Consider the following 18,580-nt stretch of genomic DNA (forward strand, 5'->3'; position numbering starts at 1 on the left):
ACTTTTCTCATGAGCAATTCTGCACCCCCAAGCGACGTCTTCGACAGCCACAAGAAGCTGGAGAAGAACGTTACCCTGCTGGCCGCTGGCACCCTTGCGGTTGTGGCGATTGGCGGGATCGTCGAGATCGCACCGCTGTTCTGGCTCGATAACACCATCGAGAAGGTGGAAGGGATGCGTCCCTACACCCCGCTCGAACAGGCGGGCCGCGATATCTACATCCGCGAAGGCTGCTACACCTGCCATAGCCAGATGATCCGCCCTTTCCGGGACGAGGTCGAACGTTACGGCCATTACAGCCTCGCCGCCGAAAGCATGTATGATCACCCCTTCCAGTGGGGCAGCAAGCGCACCGGGCCTGATCTGGCGCGGGTGGGCGGGCGCTATTCGGATGAATGGCACGTCCAGCATCTCAAGGCGCCGCGCAGTGTGGTGCCCGAAAGCATCATGCCAGGCTACAGCTTCCTTGCGGAAACCCCGCTGAAAGTGCCAGACCCCTCGGCAACGCTCACCGCGCTCCGCCGGGTGGGCGTGCCCTACAGCGACATCGACATCGCCATGGCGGGCAAGGATCTGATGGCGCAGGCCAATCCCGATCTTGATGCCGGCGATCTGACCACCCGCTATCCCAAGGCACAGATCCGCGATTACGACGGCGATCCCAAGCGCGTCACCGAAATGGACGCGTTGGTGGCCTATCTCCAGATGCTCGGCACGCTGGTCGATGTGAACAGCGCGGCGGCACAGGAACAATTGGCTCAGGAGGCTGGGCGATGAGCTTCTACGAAACCCTGCGCCACTTCGCGGATTCCTATTGGCTGGCGGTGATCTTCGGCCTCTATCTGGTGCTGTGCCTGTGGCATTTCCGCCCCTCGGCCAAGCGCCACGTTGACGCCGCCAAACAATCGATCTTCACGGAGGACGATCATGTCCAGCCCTGATAACAAGCGGATTGATGAACCCACCGGCACCGAACTTGTCGGCCACGAGTGGGATGGCATCGAGGAACTCAACACCCCGCTGCCACGCTGGTGGCTGTGGACCTTCTATGCGACCATTGCGATAGCCGCGGTATACGTGGTGCTCTATCCCGCCTGGCCGCTGCTCAAGGATGCGACAGCCGGCACGCTAGGGTGGACCAGCCGGGGCGAACTGGCCAAGGACATGCGCGCCGCCGAAGCGCGCCGTCAGGTGCAATTTGATCGCATCGCCGCGATGGACATCGAAGACCTGCCCAAGGATGAAGAGCTGTGGAAGGCCGCGATCGCGGGTGGCTCCGCGGCATTCAAGGTCAATTGCGTGCAATGTCACGGCGCGGGCGCAGCGGGTTCGGAAGGCTATCCCAACCTCAACGACAATGATTGGCTGTGGGGCGGCACGCTGACCGAGATCAGCTATTCGATCACCCACGGCATCCGCTGGACCGAGGCTGCCGAAACGCGCGTGAATTACATGCCTGCCTTTGGCGAGATCCTGAGCAAACCCGAAGTGAACGCGCTGACCAAGCATGTGCTGTCGCTTTCGGGGAAAGCCAAGCCGAACGCACGCGGCGCGACGCTTTATGCCGAAAACTGCGCCGCCTGCCATGGCCCGGCGGGTGCCGGTGATCCGGCGCAAGGCGCGCCTGCGCTCAATGATGCGATCTGGCTTTTCGGTGGTTCGGAAGCGCAAGTGCGCAGCCAGATCATCGCGCCGCGTCACGGGGTGATGCCGGCATGGCAAGCGCGGCTTGATCCGGTGACGATCAAGATGCTGGCCGCCTATGTCCATTCGCGTGGTGGCGGCGAAGCGCCTGCTGCGCCTGCCCCTGCGCCAGCTGCCGACGCCGAACCAGCCGTGGCCAGCGCGGCGAAGGCGGAGAATGATGGCTGATTCGGGCAATCCTGATCCGGCTCCACCGCAACGCGACTGGGCTTCGGCGCTGGGATCATCCCCGGTTCCCCAACCCGCCGGGACGGGCGGCCCGGCACCGCGCCCGCAGCTCTACGAAGCACGCAAGGCCGTCCACAACAAGCGCATCGATGGCCCGTTCCGGCGCTTCAAATGGCTGGTGATGATCGTCACACTGGCGATCTACTACATCACCCCGTGGCTGCGCTGGGATCGCGGTCCCTATGCCCCCGATCAGGCCGTGCTGATCGATATCGAACATCGCCGTTTCTACATGTTCGATATCGAGATCTGGCCGCACGAATTCTACTTCGTGGCCGGGCTGTTGATCATGGCCGGGATTGGCCTGTTTCTGGTGACGAGCGCGGTCGGCCGCGCGTGGTGCGGCTATGCCTGCCCGCAAACCGTGTGGACCGATCTGTTCCAGCATGTCGATCGCTTCATCGATGGTGATCGCAATGCGCGGATGCGGCTCGACAAGGCGCCGTGGACGGCCTCCAAGATCGCGCGGCGCAGCGTCAAATGGACGATCTATCTCGCCATCAGCATGGCGACCGGCGGCGCATGGATCCTCTATTTCGCCGATGCCCCCACCCTGTTCCGGGAATTCTTCACCGGCGAGGCGGCGTTCGTTGCCTATGCCACGGTCGGCGTGCTCACCTTCACGACCTTCTGGCTCGGCGGCTTCATGCGCGAACAGGTGTGCATCTACATGTGTCCGTGGCCGCGCATCCAGGCTGCGATGCTCGATGAAAAATCGCTGATCGTCACCTACAAGGACTGGCGCGGCGAACCGCGTGGCAGCCTCAAGAAAGCCGAGAAAGCCCCGGAAAAGTTCGGCGACTGTGTCGACTGCAACATGTGCGTTGCGGTTTGCCCGACGGGTATCGACATTCGCGAAGGCCAGCAGATCGGCTGCATCACCTGCGGGCTGTGCATCGACGCCTGCGACCGCGTGATGAAGGAAGTCGGCCGCCCACGCGGGCTGATCGATTATGCCACGCTCGAACAATGCGAGGCCGAAGCCGCCGGCGCCGCGCCGACACCTGCATGGAAAGCGCTGCTGCGGTTCCGCACGCTGCTCTATCTTGGCGTGTGGAGCGCGATTGGTGCGGGCCTGCTGTTCGCGCTCGGCACCCGCACGCGCACCGAGTTGACCGTATCGCCCGATCGCAACCCGCCGTTCATGCTGATGAAGGATGGCGCGGTGCGCAACGCCTATACGCTGCGGCTGCGCAACATGCAGGCGCGCCCGCGCGACATGGAAGTGGCGTTGGTTGGCCTGCCGCAAGGCGCGGTGATGTGGACCGAAAACGTCAATATGGACGCAGCAGCCCCGGCGCAGGTGGTGGCCGTCCCCGCCAACGAGACCCGCATTGTCCGGGCCTATGTCACCATCCCGGCTGGCACCCGCGCGGACAGCTTCAGCTTCCGTCTCACATCGCTCGCCGAAGATCGCGAAACCGATCTCGCCGCCACCACCTTCACAACGCCGGGAGAACCATGATGCGCGGCAAGTCAGGCAGCGGCAAATTCACCGGGCGGCACATGGCGATCATCATGGTGGCGGGCTTCGGGATTGTGATCGCCGTCAATCTCGCCATGGCCGCCGTTGCTATCGGCGGATTTCAGGGCGTGGTCGTGGAAAATTCCTATGTCGCGAGCCAGCAATTCAACGGATGGCTCGGGCAAGCGGAAAAGGCCCGCGCGCTCGGCTGGCAGGTCACGCCCGCAAGGGATGAGGATGGCTTTGTCACGCTGACCACCGCAGGCGTGCCCGCAGGCACCCGCTTTGTCGGCGCCTTGCGCCGCCCGCTTGGCGAGAAAGCCTTCGCCGATCTCACCTTCCGCCCGGTTGCGGACGGAACATGGCGTTCCGATCAGCCGGTCGCCGCGGGCCGTTGGCTGATCCGGCTGTCAGCGCAGGCCGAGGGCATCACCTGGGCCGATGAAAGCGAATTGTAGATGAACGCGCCTGCGGTTCTTCACGCGCCCGGCGATCACGCGCTCACCACGAGCCGCTTTACCGTGCCCGGAATGCGCTGCGCCGGCTGCATCGCCAAGATCGAACGGGAATTGCCCAAAACCCCCGGTGTCCACGCCGCGCGCGCCAATTTCTCGGCCAAGCGGGTGGCGATCACTCACGATCCGGCGGTTGACGAGGCCGTGCTTGAACAGGCCTTGCAGACGCTCGGCTTCGAAGCGCAGCGCGTGGTCGATAATCCGCTCGGCTCTGATGCCAAGGAGCGCAAGCAACTGACCCGTGCGCTCGGCGTCGCAGGCTTCGGCATGATGAACGTGATGCTGTTGTCGGTCAGCATCTGGTCGGGGGCGGACGGGGCAACCAAGCAGCTGTTCCACTGGCTTTCCGCGCTGATCGCGCTCCCGGTAATCGCCTATGCGGGCCGCCCCTTCTTCGCCAGCGCGTGGATGGCGCTGAGGCACCGACGCACCAATATGGATGTGCCGATTTCCATCGGGGTGATCCTCGCCACCAGTCTCAGCATCTACGAAACGCTGACCGGCGGCGATCATGCCTATTTCGAAAGCGCAGTGATGCTGCTGTTCTTCCTGCTGGCAGGGCGCGCGCTCGATGCCGAGATGCGCACTCGCACCCGCGCCGGGATTGGCGCGCTGCTGGGCCGGATGGGCAAAAGCGCGAGCGTGATCGGCGCTGACGGCACCACCCGCCGCGTGCTGGCCGAAGCGCTCGAACCGGGCATGCTGGTGCTGGTCGCCGCGGGCGAAGCGCTCGCCGCCGATGGCGTGGTCGAGCATGGCGCCAGCACGCTCGACAATGCCATGCTGACAGGCGAAAGCCTGCCCGAGGCGGTATCGGTGGGCAGCCTCGTCCATGCCGGTGCGATCAATCTCGGCGCACCGCTGCACGTGCGGCTGAGCCACGTGGCCGAAGACACCGCGCTCGCCGAAATCGCCCGGCTGATGGACGAGGCGGGCCAATCGCGCAGCACCTATGTCCGCATCGCGGATCGCGCCTCGCGGCTCTATGCGCCGGTTGTGCATACGCTTGCCGCGCTGGCATTTATCGGCTGGATGATCGCCGGTGCAGGCTGGCACCAATCCTTGGTGATTGCGATTGCCGCGCTGATCATCACCTGCCCCTGTGCGATGGGCCTTGCGGTGCCATCCGCACAAGTCGTGGCGAGCGGGGCGCTGCTGAAACGCGGGCTGCTGGTGAAGGATGGCAGCGCGCTCGAACGCCTCGCCGAATGCGACATCGCACTGTTCGACAAGACCGGCACGCTGACACTGGGCGAGCCGCGTCCGGATATTGCGGCGCTTGATGCCGAAGCCCGCGCGGTGGCGCTCGGCCTGGCACAGGCAAGCCGTCACCCCTTGAGCAAGGGCCTTGCCGCCAGCCTGCTGCGCGCAGGGGTCGAACCGGCCGCTGTCACCAATATCCGCGAAGTCAGCGGCGAAGGGCTCACCGGCACATGGCGCGGACTGCGCGTCGCGCTCGAACGGCCGGACAGCGCCACCACCGCGCTCGCAACGCGGCTGACCATCGGTGACGAGAGCCAACTTATCTCCTTCACCGATCCGCTGCGGGCCGATGCTGCGGAAACCTTCCGCGCGCTCGGGCAGTGGCAGATCAGCGCCAGCATCCTGTCGGGTGATCGCGCCGCGCTGGTCGCCGAAGTGGCGGCGCAGCTTGGCCTTGCGGCCGAGGCAGAGGCCAGCCCGCAGGCGAAGCTTGCGGCGCTCGAAGCGCTCAAGGCGGCGGGCCATCGCCCGCTGATGGTGGGCGATGGTCTCAATGATGGGCCTGCGCTCGCTGCTGCCCATGCCTCGATCGCGCCCGGCACCGCGTCGGACGCGAGCCAGCAAGCCGCCGATGCCGTGTTCATTGGCGAAAAGCTGATGCCGGTTGCGGTTGCTATTCGCGTCGCGCGGCGCACCATGCAGATCGTGCGCGAGAATTTCGCCTTCTCGATCCTCTACAACCTGCTGGCTGTGCCGCTCGCGCTGTTCGGCTATGTCACCCCGCTGATCGCCGCCATCGCGATGTCGCTGAGCTCGTTGGTGGTCGTCGCCAATTCGCTGCGGCTGGCAAGCAGCGCCAAGGAACCGCGCGCATGACAGGCCTTGCCTTCCTCATCCCGATTGCGCTCGGCATGGGCGCTTTGGGGCTGGCGGCCTTCCTGTGGTCGATGAAAGCCGGGCAGTATGAGGATATGGACGGGGCGGCCAACCGCATCCTGATCGATGATGACGGGTTCGGGGAGGACGAGGCATGAGCCTTGCCCCGGCTTTTGCTCTTGCGGCGCTGGTTCCGGTGCTGATCGGGCCGCTACCGGCCGACAGTGTGTCGCTCACCGCGCAGATGTGCGGCGGCGGAGAGATCACCATCCCGCTTGGCAAGCCAAGCAATGACAAGCCCGGTTGCCATCCCAAGGGCTGCCACGCGGGCACATGCCGAGAACGCGCAAAACGCGGGATTTGATCTCGCGCAAAGACGCCACGGCACGGGGTTCGCTAAGGCGAACCGCAGACAACCCACCCCGCCTCCCAGCCCGGCCACCATAGCATGATGGAATCATTGGTGGCCGGGCGGGGAGGCAGGGTGGCCAAGAAACCTGAGGGTCTGCCGCGACGAAGGAGCGCCGGACAAGAATGTGGACCTATCATCCCGAATTGCTCGCCCGCGCGGTGCCGCGCTACACCAGCTACCCGACAGCAGCTGATTTCGGCCCGCTCGACAGCGGCGCAATCGAACGCGCGATGGGCGAGGCAAGCGGCGATGTCTCGCTCTACCTCCACATCCCGTTCTGCGAGATGATCTGCTACTATTGCGGGTGCAACACCGGCGTGGCGGGCAAGCGCGCCAGGGTCGAAAGCTACCTCGCCGCGCTCCATCAGGAAATTGCGACCGTGGCAAGCCTGCTTCCCGCATCCGCGCGGGTGCGCCGCATTGCCTTTGGCGGGGGCAGCCCCAATGCGATTCTCCCGGCTGAGTTTCTCGCGCTGGTCGATGCCCTGCACGCGCATTTCCCGCTTTATGCGCCCACATGGTCGATCGAGCTTGATCCGCGCAGCATGAACCCGGCCTGGGGCCGTGCCATCGGCGAAGTCGGCATGACCCGCGCCAGCATGGGTGTGCAGACCTTTGCTTCCCATTGCCAGAAAGCCATCGGGCGCGAGCAAAGCCCCCTTCTGATCAGCCGCAGCGTGGAATGGCTGCGCGCAGCGGGGGTGACTTCGCTCAATTTCGATCTGATGTACGGCCTGCCGCACCAGAGCACCGCTGACCTGGCCGACAGTCTGGAAAACACCCGGCTGATGGGAGCCGATCGCATCGCGCTGTTCGGCTATGCCCATGTTCCGCACATGGTGCCGCGCCAGAAGATGATCCCGGAAGAGGCCCTGCCCGGCGCGATCGAGCGCTTTGCCATGGCCGAGCAAGGCTTCGCCGCGTTGACCGGGAACGGCTATCGCTCGATCGGGTTCGATCATTTTGCCCTGCCCCACGATCCCATGGCCGAAGCCGCGCGCACGAGAAGGCTCAAGCGCAATTTTCAGGGCTTTACCGATGATCCGTCCGATGTGCTGATCGGCTTGGGTTCGAGCGCTATCAGCAGCTTTCCCGGTCTGATCGCGCAGAACGAGAAGAACAATGGCCGCTACCGCATGCTATCATCACAAGGGCGTCTTTCTGCCGTGCATGGTATAGTGCGCCATGGCGACGACCAATTGCGCGGCGCGGTGATCGAACAGCTGCTATGCCAAGGCCATACCGCGATCGCGCCCTGCCTGCTTGGCGAGTTGCGCGCTGCCCTGGCGCCGTTCCTCACGCGCGATCTGGCGCGCCTGTCGGGCCATGAGCTTGCCATCACCGCCGAAGGCCTGCCCTATGCCCGCGTGATCGCCAGCCTGTTTGACGCCTACCGCGCCGGCTCACACCAGCGGTTCAGCTCGGCAATCTGACAGCGCGTTCGGCTCAACTGCCAATGGCGAGCATGACCTTGGATGAAGCGCCTGCAAGCGCCCCCTGTTCGACAGCAAGCTGGGCCGGCCGGGTGGCAGTCGGATAGGCTTTGCCAAGCAGACCGAGCGCTTCGGCGATGCGCCCATGCAGCGCCGGATCGGCGGCCTTGATCGCGCTTTCCGAAGCCTTGAATTGGCTTTGCGCGGCGCGGGCAAAGCCATAGCCGTCGAGATAGGGTTCATAGGCGGCATTGCTGCCTGCCTCACGGTGCATCGCCACGGCGCGCTCGATCAAGTCCGCCACCACCTTGGACGATACAGCGGCTTCGCTGGCGGTGCTTTTGGGGGCCTTGGCCGCCGCGCCGCGCAGCGCCGCGATAATCGCATCATAGCGGGCATTGATTTGCCGCGGGCTTTCACCATCCAGCACCGCTGCCGAAGCATTGGTCAAAAGGCCGCTGAAGTCGCTGACGCCCTGCGCGGAGAAGACGGCAGCCATACCAACCAGCACTTCGCTGACAGGGTGGGCGAACATTTCCGCCGCCTCGGCCTTGCGACCCGCGGCATAGGCATCGCGGGCGGCCATCACATGCGCTTCAACCACCCCGAGCGCGCTGCGATAGGCGACAGGATCGCGGCCCGCGGCAGCCGTATCGATACCAGCTTCGCCGCCCTCGCCACCTTCGCCACCTTCGCCGCCCTCACCGCCTTCGCCACCTTCACCGCTCTGACTGGCAGGGGCTTGTGTCGCGGCCTCGCTGCTGTCCTGGCCAGCTTCGCCACCTCCGGCTTCCCCGCCGCAGGCTGCAAGCAGGCCTCCGGCAACGGCAGTGCCAAGGCCAAGCTGGGTCCAGACTTTGAAAGTGCTGCGCATGGGAAAACCTTTGTTGTCGAAGATTGTGTTGTCGAAGATTGCGAGCGCCCTCATGGCGGAATTGATAATGGCTCGCAAGAGGGCTTTTCAGGCGGCGCTTGCCAGCACGTCCCGCTATTCTTATTGAGATGTTATCTCATACCTTTGTGGAGCTCACCTTCTGATGTCCGTGCTGTCCATTCCCGCGGCCCTTGCCGCGACCGATCCTGCAATCCTGCAAGATATCTGCCGCGAGGATTGCAATCTGGCGATCTGGCAACGGGCTCTGGCGGTGGACTTTGCGCCCATGCTGCACGGCACGCCGCAGGATATCCGCTGCGAGGCCGCGCGCGATGAAGTGCCTGAAGTCCTTGTCGGCCAACTCGCCGCGCATGGCTTTGCCGCAAGCCACCTGCATGACGCGCTGGCCAGCGATGCCGGCGCGCTGGCACAGCATTTCTGTGCCGCGCTCGGCCTCGCGCGGCTTGAAATCCGGCTCGAAGTGGTGACGACCGATTCCTGCCGCAAGTTCCATGCCGATTATGTCTCGGCGCGGCTCATCACCACCTATGCCGGGCCGGGCACTGACTGGCTTGATACCCGCGATGCCGAGGCCGTGGCGCGCGGTGAGGAGCCCTCCCAAATCAACCGCATGGCGTCAGGTGATGTCGGCCTATTCAAGGGCAAGCTGGCAACCTCTTACCCCGCGATCCACCGTTCGCCACCGATCAGCCAAAGCGGCGAAACACGCCTTTTGCTGGTGCTCAACCCCGTGAGCGCGCACAGTCATTGAGGACAGCGGCGAAAGCCACCATTTCCTTGTGGACGCGCTTGATCTATCCCACGCCATGCAATGATTCCGTCGCCGAGCAAGGCGACACAATTCCCAAAATTTTCAAGGGGCTGTTCATCATGAAAAAATCGCTGCTCGCCGGGGCTTCTGCTCTTCTCGCCTGCTCGCCGACCATGCTCATGGCCGAAGAAGGCATGTGGCTGCCGAGCCAGACCGGGTCGCTTGCTGCCGATCTCAAGGCCGCCGGGCTTGAACTCGATCCGGCGACGCTCGGCGATCTGAACCGCCCGCCGCTGACCGCGATTGCCTCGCTGGGCGGCTGCTCTGCGGCGTTCCTTTCGCCGCAAGGGCTGGTGGCGACCAACCACCACTGCGTCGCCGGATCGCTCCAGTACAATTCCTCGCCCGAGAACGACTATCTCACCAACGGCTTCCTCGCGAAGACGCTGGGTGACGAACTGCCCGCCGCCCCCGGCAGCCGCGTCTACGTGATCGAAGATCTGCGCAATGTGACCACGGCCATGCTCAAAGGTGCCGACAAGCTTGACGGCCGCGCGCGCTATGACCGGCTGCAAGCCAACCGCACCGCGCTGATCGAGGCATGCGAGAAGCAGGCCAACCGCCGCTGCGACGTGCGCGCCTATTTCGGCGGGCAGCAATACTGGCTCCAGCAGCAGCTCGAGATCAAGGACGTGCGCCTCGTCTATGCCCCCGCTGCGGGCGTTGGCAATTTCGGCGGCGAGAAGGACAACTGGATGTGGCCGCGCCACACCGGCGATTTCTCGTTCTACCGCGCTTACGTGGCCCCCGATGGCTCCTCGGCAGCCTTCAGCAAGGACAATGTGCCGTTCAAGCCCAAGGCCTGGCTGCCGATCGCCAAGGATGGCGTGAAGGACGGCGATTTCATCATGGTCGCCGGCTTCCCCGGCACCACCGAGCGTCTGCGTACCGCCGAGGAAGCGCGCTTCTACTACGAGGAGCTCTACCCCTATCAGCAGCGGATGCTGGCGGAATACGGCGACCGTATCGACGAGCTGACCGCAGGCAACCAGGCGGCGACCATCGCCTATGCCGCCACGCTGCAAGGCGTCGAGAACTACGAGAAGAAGATCGCCGGCCAGATGGCCGGGGCCGATGCCATCTCGCTGGTTGAAAAGAAGCAGGCCGAAGAAGCCGGCTTCCGCGCATGGATCAAGGCTGATCCCAAGCGCGAGGCGCAATACGGCGCCGCGCTCGCCGAACTCGACCGGCTGATCGCCGAAAGCAACGCCGAAGCGCTCGCCGATGCCAAGCGTGGGATGCTCGGGCGCGGGCAGCTCTATGCGGCAGCGCGCCAGCTCTATCGCTGGGCCAACGAGCAGGCCAAGCCCGACAAGGACCGCGAGCCCGGCTATCAGGAGCGTGACCGCGCGTTCATGACGCAAGGGATGCAGCGGATCGAGCGGCGTTATGTCGCCGAGATCGACAAGGCGCTGTGGGCTGACGGCATCGCCGAATACCGTACCCTGCCCGCCGACGAGCGCAGCGCCGCTTTCGACGCCTTCATGGAAGGGCGCGATCTGGCATCGTTCTATGCCGCGACCGAACTCGGCAACACTGCCAAGCGGATGGAGTGGATGGGCAAGTCGGTCGCCGACTTCAAGGCCAGCAGCGATCCCTTCATCCAGCTCGCGGTCGCCACCTATGACGAGGCGATGGCCAACGAAGCGAAGGAAAAGGCACGCTCGGGCACAGTGCAGAAAGCCCGCTCCCAGGTCATGGAAGCCCGCCTTGCCTATGCCGCCTCGCAGGGCAAGCAGATGTATCCCGACGCCAATGGCTCGCTCCGCTTCACCTATGGCAAGGTGACCGGCAAGGCGGTTGACGGGCAGGTCTGGACGCCCTTCACCACCGCCGAAGGCATTGTCGCCAAACACACTGGCCGCGGTGAATTCGATGTGCCGGACAAGATGATCGAGCTGATCAAGGCCAAGGACTATGGTCGCTATGTTGCGCCGGAACTGGGCACGCTGCCGGTCGACTTCCTCTCGACCGTCGACATCACCAACGGCAACTCGGGCTCCTCGACCCTCAATGCGCGCGGCGAGTTCGTGGGTCTGGCTTTCGACGGGACGATCGAAGGCGTGGTCAGCGACTGGATGTATGATCCCAAGATCAACCGCACGATCCACGTCGACAGCCGCTTCATGCTGTGGACCATGGAAAAGGTCGACGGGGCGGATCGCCTGCTCAAGGAAATGGGCGTGCAAACCAACTGAGCCCGCGAATGGCTGGCTGGCAAGGCGCGGCACCCAAGTGGTGCCGCGCTTTTGCTTGCCGAACACTTACGGAGAATTAACCAAACCGCACTAGGCAGGATGGCGTGTTGACGGAGCCGTCTTGATGCCTTTATTTCTCCCCTCGCTCGGCCAGGCCGTGCGATCTGCGATCCAGCGGCTGTCCGGGCGCCTGACCCGACGCGATAGCGCGCCGCCGCTGTTCGAAGCGGCCTCCAGCGCCAATCTCATAAAACGCAAGCGTATCAAGATTGCGGTGATTGCCGGCCTGATCGGGCTGGTATCAGCCGCAATCGAACTGCCGCTACCGCTCGAAGGCACCTATCGCAGCTTGCGCGCACAGGTGCGTGCCACCACCCCGCCGCAGGATATCGTCCTGATTGCGATCGATGATGCGACGTTGACAAAGCTCGGGCGTGCGGAGCCTTCCCGCTTCGACGATAGCCGTCTGATCGAGAATCTCGTTGCCGCAGGGGTAGATCGAATCGTGTGGGATCAGGCGCATGCCGATCCACAAACGCCTGAGGCGGATGCGAAGTTTGCTGAAACCTTAGCAAAGTATGGCGATAAGGTTTGGTTGGGCGGCGTACCACGCACCAAGCTTGGACTGACCGAGATTGATCCGATCCTCCCTCTCGAGAAGTTTCGCGAACATGCGCAGGTCGCGAGTATGGCAGGGTTTGCCATGCCTTACAGCCTCTCCGTAAGGTTCCGCACCACCTTCGATTCCGACGGAAGCCAGATGCCGGGCATCTCGGCGGTGCTCGCAGATTATGACGGCAAGCCTGCGTGGTACTTTCCGGACTATGCGTTTCAACCCAGTCAGGTACCCGCGATATCCTACATCGATGTGGCCACAGGCCAGTTCAATCCGGCCGACCTCAAAGGGAAACGGGTTCTGGTTGGCTGGACATTTATCAATAACAAGGATGTGTTCCAGTTTCCCGGCGAAGGCAGTATTCCCGGTGCTTATTTCCACATTATTGGCGCACATACCCTGAAGCGCGGCTTGCCTATTGATCTGGGCAGTTACCCGGCTTTGCTGCTGCTGGTCCTGACGCTGGTTTGGCAAGTCCGCTCGGGCGCACGCTCCAATCGTAGCCTTCGGTTGGCTGCCGGTGCACTGGTGATCGGGCCTTTTGCGTTGGATGGGCTGGGCGTGAATGTCGATGTGCTTTCGGCCTTGCTGGGGCTTATTGTGGCCGGGATCGGCTTCCGGCGGATTGCCCGCAAGTATTACAACACTGAAGTCGATGCCTTCACCACATCAGCCATGCCGCTTGATCAGATCAGCGCGGACAAGGATGTCTACGCGCTCAAGATCAGCAATCTGGCCGAACTGTCGGAAGACTGGAGCGACACGCAGATGGGCGATTTCGTTGCCAATCTGATCAGCTTCATCAAAGGTCCCGGCGATGCCCAGGAAGTCGCCTTCGAGAAAGACGTGCTCATCTGGCTTGCCCCTCGCATGGCCAACACCATGCTCGAAAAGCACGCCGATGGGCTGGCGATGATGCTCAAGATGGCGATCAATCACGATAACCATGTCGCGGGAGGGGTTCCGGCGCTGGGAATCGACACGCACTATGAATTGTCGGTGCGGCAACGCATCAAGAAGGCGGTTCAGGCGGCCGATGAAGCGGCGGGCAAGGGTCTGCGGTTTATCGTCAACAATGCCGCCTATCTCGAAGCGCGGCAGCAGCGGCTGGAACTGTTGCGACTGCTCGAACGGGGTCTGCGCGATCGTTCGATTGGCGTCGGTTACCAACCCAAGGTTGATCTCGACAACGGCTTGATCGTGGGCGCCGAAGCCTTGATCCGCTGGCAACCCGAGGGCGAAGGCTACATCAACCCGCAGGAACTCGTGCTGACGGCCGAGGCCAATGACATGATCAATGATCTGACCCTGATCGTGATGGACGTCGCGCTTCGCGATGCGCGCGCGGCGCTCAAGGTCAATCCCGATTTCAAGCTTGCGATCAACATGTCCGCCAAAAGCCTCAGCGATACGGATTTCCTGTTCGACATGATGACCCTGCTCGGCCAGCACCGTTTCCCGGGCAAGAATCTCACGCTGGAACTCACCGAAACCGCCAAGCTCGATGATGCGCGTATCGCCGGGCAGATCAAGGCACTCCAGCAGCGCAATATCTCGCTCTCGGTGGATGACTTCGGCACAGGCCATTCCAACCTCGAATATCTCGAAAAGCTGCCAAGCAACGAACTCAAGATCGACAAGCGCTTCGTCCAGGGCATGGCATCTTCGGAAGAGAGCAAGGCGATTGTCCGCGCGACCATCGCTATCGCCCATTCGCTCGGCAAGGTTGTGGTGGCTGAAGGTGTCGAGACCGAGGAAATTGCCGCCGAGTTGCGCGACATGCAATGCGACCACGGACAGGGCTACCTCTTCGCAAAGGCGATCCCCATGGAGCAACTGGTGGAGATGATTCAGGAAAAGCGCGCGGCGGCCTGACGTCAAATCGCTTGATTATGGTTAAAATTGTGTTAACGCCTTCATGCGCACTGGTCGCTATGGAGGCTGTTATGTCGATTTGGGAATATTTCACGGTTATCTTCGGCCGTCGCTAAGCGATGGGGATAACCTCTTAAAAACCCCGGTTTTCCGGGGTTTTTTTTGTTTTTAGACCGATCCTGTGGTTGCGGCTATGCGCCCGGCGCAGCCGCCAAGCCGACCTCCCCAAACGCCTTCAACCGATTCGGTTATGGTTAAGATTTTTGAGCGCCAAGCGCGCCAAAAGGTGATGTCGTGCACGTTTCAGCGTCCCGTTCACCACCGCGCACCGCCCTGCCGTGGCGGCAGTTTTCCCCTGAGAGATTGGCCGGCACCGCATTTTTTTGTGCACCGTGCTTGACGACCCGCACAGCTTGTCGGATGCCTTGCACTGCCCGCCGGGAAGAGTCGAAACAGCTCGCCCGGCAGGTCAGGGATCCGGTAGGACTTGCGATGTCATCGAAGGTTCATGCCGCCGCTGCCCGCGAGGATCGTCTTGACGCGCAGCTCCGGCATAGCCTGCCAGCCTCGCCCCCCTTTCGAGGCTTGCGTGCGATGCCGCCATTCCTGCCCGACCTCTGCAAAATATAAAGACAAGATTGGCGGATGGGGATCTACGCCGATATCTGGGACGGGCTTCGCGCTCGCCTTGATCGACGTGTCATCTTCATCCCGCTCGGGAGAGGTAACATGGCGTCAAGAGCGCATACAAAACAGCGCCTCGATAATGAATGGATCGGTTGCCTGACTTACAAGAGCATGGCGACCTACAATCCCACCCCCGCAGATCTCAAAGCGATGGTGAGCAAGGCCCGCGCCCGCAATCGCGAGCTGGGCATCACCGGCATGCTGCTCTTCGAGGATGGCTGCTTTCTGCAAACTCTCGAAGGTCCACCCGATCAACTCGATATGGTGTGGAACTCTATCAAGCGTGATCCGCGCCACCGCGATATCCAGATCCTCAGCGAGCATGTGGTCAATAACCGGCTGTTTTCCGCTTGGGACCTGATGCTTTATGATCGCGAGCATGATCACGCCAAGCGCAGCAGCCATGCCGCCGCCCCGCCCGCGATTGCGCGCAACATTCGCAAGCTGCAACGCCTCGCGCTCGAAGGCGATGATCGCAAGATCGATACCTTGCTCGGCCAGCTTGGCGAACAGGGATGGAAGGCCGATGCGATCATTTCGCTGCTGATCGAACCCGCCGCGCGCGCGCTGGGCGATGCGTGGCTGGCCGATCAATGCACCGAGATCGATCTGACGATTGCGCTGAGCATGCTGCAACTTGCAGGCCATGCCGTGCGCAACGTCCAGCCCGTGCCCCCGCCCCCCGGTTCGCGGCGTTACAGCATTCTGTTGGCCACGGCTCCCGGGGAACAACACCGGCTCGGCACCAGCCTGCTCGCCGATCAGTTCATTGATGCCGGATGGCAAGTCGATGTGGCTTTCCCCGACAGCACCGAGGCGCTTGTAAATCAGGTGAGAGCCCAGCGCCCTGACGCAATTGATCTCGGCCTGTCGGAAGCCTTGCCGCGCCGCCATGCGTTGGTACGGCTGAGCCGCGCGATCGAGCAAAGCCGGCTTGCGACCCCCGCCTCACCCACGGTGATCTCGGTCGGCGGCCGGCTGTTCGCCGAAGCGGCTGTCACCGCGATGATGGTGGGCGCAGACCATGCCCGCACCTCGGTGATCGGTGCGACCGTGGCCATGGGGGATCTGGTGCGCCAGAAACGCGCACGCTGATCAGCCGTTCATGACCCGCAAACGGCGGCGCCCCAGAGCATGGCGTCGCCGCTTTGCGTTGGATCAACCCCGAAAATCTCAATCACTGTTATCGTAACAAGCAATTTCCCCCTCGCCCGCTCCCGCATTAGCGAGCGTGGGCGGCGCTTGGGGCCTTGTCGAACAATGGCTTCCCCCATCGCCTGCCACGGGGTCGCGCGAACCAAACACAGGGACTTATCCGATGATCAAGAGCCTCAAGAGCATCCTGCTCGCCACCTCATGCGTTGCGCTTGCTGTGCCTGCGCACGCCACGCCTCCCGGCTTCAATGAGCCCGGCATGGGCCGCGTCGGCAAGCCGCAAACCGAAGCCGCGCCGCGTTCGGTGCAGGATTGGTGGCCCAATCAGGTCGATCTCTCGCCGCTGCGCAAGCATGCCTACAATGCCGATCCGCGTGGCGCCGAATTTGATTACGCGGCGGAATTCGCAAAGCTCGATCTCAAGGCGGTGAAGGCCGATATCAATGCCGCGCTGACGGACTCGCAAAGCTGGTGGCCAGCCGACTACGGCAATTACGCGGGCCTGTTCATCCGCCTCGCCTGGCACTCTGCGGGCACCTACCGGTCGGGTGACGGGCGCGGCGGTTCGGATGGCGGGCAGATCCGCTTCGAACCGCTCAATTCCTGGCCCGACAATGGCAATCTCGACAAGGCCCGCCGTGTGCTGTGGCCAGTCAAGCAGAAGTATGGCGCCAGCCTGTCATGGTCCGATCTGATCATCCTCGCGGGCAATGTCGCGCTCGAGAACACGGGGCTCAAGACCTATGGCTTTGCCGGTGGCCGCGTCGATGCGTGGGAGCCCGAGCTGGTCTATTGGGGCCCGGAGACCAAGTTCCTGACTTCCGAGCGTAATGCCGAAGGCGAAAATCTCGACAACCCGCTGGGCGCGACCGAAATGGGGCTGATCTATGTCAATCCCGAAGGCCCGGAAGGCAATCCGGATATCCTCGCCTCGGCCAAGCAGATCCGCACGACCTTTGGCCGGATGGGGATGAATGACGAGGAAACCGCTGCGCTGATCATTGGCGGCCACACCATCGGCAAGATGCACGGCGCCCGCAAGGCGGCCGATTGCGTCGGCAAGGAGCCGGCTGCCGAAGGCGTCGAAGCGCAGGGCTTTGGCTGGAAGAACAGCTGCGGCACCGGCGTTGGCACGGATGCCACCACCAGCGGTCTCGAAGGTGCGTGGACGGCAACGCCTGTCCAGTGGAGCAGCAACTACCTCGACAACCTCTATGCTTTTGAATGGAAGCTCACCACCAGCCCGGCCGGTGCCAAACAGTGGGAGCCGGTCAATGCGGCAGATGTGAAGTTCGTGCCCGACGCCTATGATCCGAATGTCACCCATGCCCCTGTCATGCTGACCACCGATCTCGCACTGCGGTATGATCCGGCCTATGGCAAGATCACCCAACGCTGGGTCAAGAACCCCAAGGAAATGGACGAGGCCTTCGCCCGGGCGTGGTTCAAGCTGACCCACCGCGATATGGGGCCCAAGGCGCGTTATGTCGGGGCCGAGGTTCCGTCCGAAGACCTGCTCTGGCAGGATCCGCTGCCCAAGGCTGATTATGCGACAATCACCGCAGCGGATATCACCGCGCTCAAGCAGGCGATTGCCACAACCGGCCTCAGCAACTCCGATCTCGTCCGCACCGCATGGGCTGCGGCGGTGACCTATCGCGATACAGACAAGCGCGGCGGTGCCAATGGCGCGCGTATCCGCCTTGCGCCGCAGAAGGATTGGACAGTCAATGATCCCGAAGTGCTCGCCCGGGTGATCCCGGCACTGGAAAAGGTGCAGACGCAGTTCAACGGGCGTTCGGGTGCACGCAAGGTTTCGATCGCTGATCTGGTCGTGCTTGGCGGGGCAGTTGCTATCGAGAACGCGGCCAAGGCGGCGGGCCACACCATCACCGTGCCCTTCACCCCCGGCCGCGTTGATGCGACCGATGCCCATACCGATCCGGCGAGCTTCGAATTGCTGCGTCCGGCAGCGGATGGCTTCCGCAATTTCTATAGCGACCGCGCACGACGTTCGCCCACCGAAATGCTGATCGATCAGGCTGACACGCTGACGCTGACCGTGCCGGAAATGACGGTGCTGGTGGCAGGCATGCGGATGCTCGATGCCAACAGCGGCGGGGCCAAGCACGGCGTGTTCACCAGCCGCCCCGGCACCCTGAGCAACGACTTCTTCATCAACCTGCTCGACATGGGCAATGTGTGGAAGCCGGCGGCGATCAAGGGCCTGTATGAAGGCCGTGACCGTGCAAGCGGTGCACTCAAATGGACTGCTACCGAAGTCGATCTGGTGTTCGGCTCGAATTCGGAGCTGCGCGCTGTCGCAGAGACCTATGCGGTCAAGGGCGGCGACAAGAAGTTCGCCGAGGACTTCGTCAAGGCTTGGAACAAGGTGATGATGCTCGATCGCTTCGATCTGCGTTAAGCCTCACACCAATCCCACAATATGCGCCGGGCTGTCGCAAGACAGTCCGGCGTTTGTGCGTCAGGTTCGGGCGCGGATCGAT

The 18,580-nt window shown here is 63.1% G+C and carries 15 protein-coding genes; 14 read left to right on the top strand and 1 reads right to left on the bottom strand.

The genetic code is table 11. The annotated features are described in order from the left end of the window. Positions 1–9: 9 nt before the first annotated feature. The 9 genes from ccoO to SOQ14_RS03550 all read left to right on the top strand — a co-directional run bounded on the left by ccoO (position 10) and on the right by SOQ14_RS03550 (position 7,836). Positions 10–777, top strand: coding sequence for a cytochrome-c oxidase, cbb3-type subunit II (ccoO, locus tag SOQ14_RS03510; protein WP_322896657.1), 768 nt, complete (start codon positions 10–12; stop codon positions 775–777). Beyond that, positions 774–941: a cbb3-type cytochrome oxidase subunit 3 gene (locus tag SOQ14_RS03515; RefSeq protein WP_322896658.1), complete on the top strand. Its 168-nt coding sequence runs from the start codon at positions 774–776 to the stop codon at positions 939–941. The genes ccoO and SOQ14_RS03515 overlap by 4 nt, the downstream gene beginning before the upstream one ends. Beyond that, on the top strand, positions 928–1,872 hold the full coding sequence (gene ccoP / locus SOQ14_RS03520) for a cytochrome-c oxidase, cbb3-type subunit III (protein ID WP_322896659.1): 945 nt from the start codon (positions 928–930) through the stop codon (positions 1,870–1,872). Before SOQ14_RS03515 ends, ccoP begins: the two co-directional genes overlap by 14 nt. After that, positions 1,865–3,397 (top strand): cytochrome c oxidase accessory protein CcoG, encoded by a 1,533-nt coding sequence (ccoG, locus tag SOQ14_RS03525; RefSeq protein ID WP_322896660.1) that lies wholly within the window; start codon positions 1,865–1,867, stop codon positions 3,395–3,397. Before ccoP ends, ccoG begins: the two co-directional genes overlap by 8 nt. Further along, positions 3,397–3,855 carry a FixH family protein gene (locus SOQ14_RS03530; RefSeq protein WP_322896661.1) on the top strand — a complete coding sequence of 153 codons (459 nt, stop codon included), beginning with the start codon at positions 3,397–3,399 and terminating at the stop codon, positions 3,853–3,855. The genes ccoG and SOQ14_RS03530 overlap by 1 nt, the downstream gene beginning before the upstream one ends. Further along, positions 3,856–5,991, top strand: a complete 2,136-nt coding sequence (locus SOQ14_RS03535; RefSeq protein ID WP_322896662.1) for a heavy metal translocating P-type ATPase — start codon at positions 3,856–3,858, stop codon at positions 5,989–5,991. It abuts the gene before it with no gap. After that, entirely contained in the window at positions 5,988–6,149 is a 162-nt protein-coding gene (ccoS, locus tag SOQ14_RS03540) for a cbb3-type cytochrome oxidase assembly protein CcoS (protein WP_322896663.1), read from the top strand. The genes SOQ14_RS03535 and ccoS overlap by 4 nt, the downstream gene beginning before the upstream one ends. After that, positions 6,146–6,355 carry a hypothetical protein gene (locus tag SOQ14_RS03545; RefSeq protein WP_322896664.1) on the top strand — a complete coding sequence of 70 codons (210 nt, stop codon included), beginning with the start codon at positions 6,146–6,148 and terminating at the stop codon, positions 6,353–6,355. Before ccoS ends, SOQ14_RS03545 begins: the two co-directional genes overlap by 4 nt. Before the next feature lie 170 nt (positions 6,356–6,525). Continuing rightward, the gene (locus tag SOQ14_RS03550; RefSeq protein WP_322896665.1) at positions 6,526–7,836 is read left to right on the top strand and encodes a radical SAM protein; all 1,311 of its coding nucleotides are present in this window, start codon (positions 6,526–6,528) and stop codon (positions 7,834–7,836) included. 13 nt (positions 7,837–7,849) lie between these two features. On the opposite strand, the gene SOQ14_RS03555 is transcribed toward SOQ14_RS03550, so the two are convergent. Further along, positions 7,850–8,710 carry a hypothetical protein gene (locus SOQ14_RS03555; protein ID WP_322896666.1) on the bottom strand — a complete coding sequence of 287 codons (861 nt, stop codon included), beginning with the start codon at positions 8,708–8,710 and terminating at the stop codon, positions 7,850–7,852. Positions 8,711–8,873: 163 nt separating this feature from the next. Here SOQ14_RS03555 and SOQ14_RS03560 point away from each other — a divergent pair, with 163 nt between their 5' ends. The 5 genes from SOQ14_RS03560 to katG all read left to right on the top strand — a co-directional run bounded on the left by SOQ14_RS03560 (position 8,874) and on the right by katG (position 18,498). Continuing rightward, positions 8,874–9,482 carry a DUF1826 domain-containing protein gene (locus SOQ14_RS03560; protein ID WP_322896667.1) on the top strand — a complete coding sequence of 203 codons (609 nt, stop codon included), beginning with the start codon at positions 8,874–8,876 and terminating at the stop codon, positions 9,480–9,482. A 119-nt stretch (positions 9,483–9,601) separates the two neighbouring features. Next, positions 9,602–11,740: a S46 family peptidase gene (locus SOQ14_RS03565; RefSeq protein ID WP_322896668.1), complete on the top strand. Its 2,139-nt coding sequence runs from the start codon at positions 9,602–9,604 to the stop codon at positions 11,738–11,740. 124 nt (positions 11,741–11,864) lie between these two features. Beyond that, positions 11,865–14,231 (top strand): EAL domain-containing protein, encoded by a 2,367-nt coding sequence (locus tag SOQ14_RS03570; RefSeq protein WP_322896669.1) that lies wholly within the window; start codon positions 11,865–11,867, stop codon positions 14,229–14,231. 729 nt (positions 14,232–14,960) lie between these two features. Beyond that, a complete protein-coding gene (locus SOQ14_RS03575) occupies positions 14,961–16,013 on the top strand; it encodes a BLUF domain-containing protein (RefSeq protein ID WP_322896670.1) in 1,053 nt (350 codons plus the stop codon). Positions 16,014–16,236: 223 nt separating this feature from the next. Beyond that, entirely contained in the window at positions 16,237–18,498 is a 2,262-nt protein-coding gene (gene katG, locus SOQ14_RS03580) for a catalase/peroxidase HPI (protein ID WP_322896671.1), read from the top strand. The last annotated feature ends 82 nt before the right edge of the window (positions 18,499–18,580 follow it).

This window comes from Erythrobacter epiphyticus (genome assembly GCF_034653295.1).
Lineage (GTDB): Bacteria > Pseudomonadota > Alphaproteobacteria > Sphingomonadales > Sphingomonadaceae > Erythrobacter.

Coding starts and splice junctions, on each gene's coding strand:
- ccoG (WP_322896660.1), top strand. CDS start 1,865: ATGGCTGATTCGGGCAATCCTGATCCGGCTCCACCGCAACGCGACTGG.
- SOQ14_RS03575 (WP_322896670.1), top strand. CDS start 14,961: ATGGCGTCAAGAGCGCATACAAAACAGCGCCTCGATAATGAATGGATC.
- SOQ14_RS03565 (WP_322896668.1), top strand. CDS start 9,602: ATGAAAAAATCGCTGCTCGCCGGGGCTTCTGCTCTTCTCGCCTGCTCG.
- ccoP (WP_322896659.1), top strand. CDS start 928: ATGTCCAGCCCTGATAACAAGCGGATTGATGAACCCACCGGCACCGAA.
- SOQ14_RS03560 (WP_322896667.1), top strand. CDS start 8,874: ATGTCCGTGCTGTCCATTCCCGCGGCCCTTGCCGCGACCGATCCTGCA.
- SOQ14_RS03550 (WP_322896665.1), top strand. CDS start 6,526: ATGTGGACCTATCATCCCGAATTGCTCGCCCGCGCGGTGCCGCGCTAC.
- ccoS (WP_322896663.1), top strand. CDS start 5,988: ATGACAGGCCTTGCCTTCCTCATCCCGATTGCGCTCGGCATGGGCGCT.
- SOQ14_RS03570 (WP_322896669.1), top strand. CDS start 11,865: ATGCCTTTATTTCTCCCCTCGCTCGGCCAGGCCGTGCGATCTGCGATC.
- SOQ14_RS03515 (WP_322896658.1), top strand. CDS start 774: ATGAGCTTCTACGAAACCCTGCGCCACTTCGCGGATTCCTATTGGCTG.
- katG (WP_322896671.1), top strand. CDS start 16,237: ATGATCAAGAGCCTCAAGAGCATCCTGCTCGCCACCTCATGCGTTGCG.
- SOQ14_RS03535 (WP_322896662.1), top strand. CDS start 3,856: ATGAACGCGCCTGCGGTTCTTCACGCGCCCGGCGATCACGCGCTCACC.
- ccoO (WP_322896657.1), top strand. CDS start 10: ATGAGCAATTCTGCACCCCCAAGCGACGTCTTCGACAGCCACAAGAAG.
- SOQ14_RS03555 (WP_322896666.1), bottom strand. CDS start 8,710: ATGCGCAGCACTTTCAAAGTCTGGACCCAGCTTGGCCTTGGCACTGCC.
- SOQ14_RS03545 (WP_322896664.1), top strand. CDS start 6,146: ATGAGCCTTGCCCCGGCTTTTGCTCTTGCGGCGCTGGTTCCGGTGCTG.
- SOQ14_RS03530 (WP_322896661.1), top strand. CDS start 3,397: ATGCGCGGCAAGTCAGGCAGCGGCAAATTCACCGGGCGGCACATGGCG.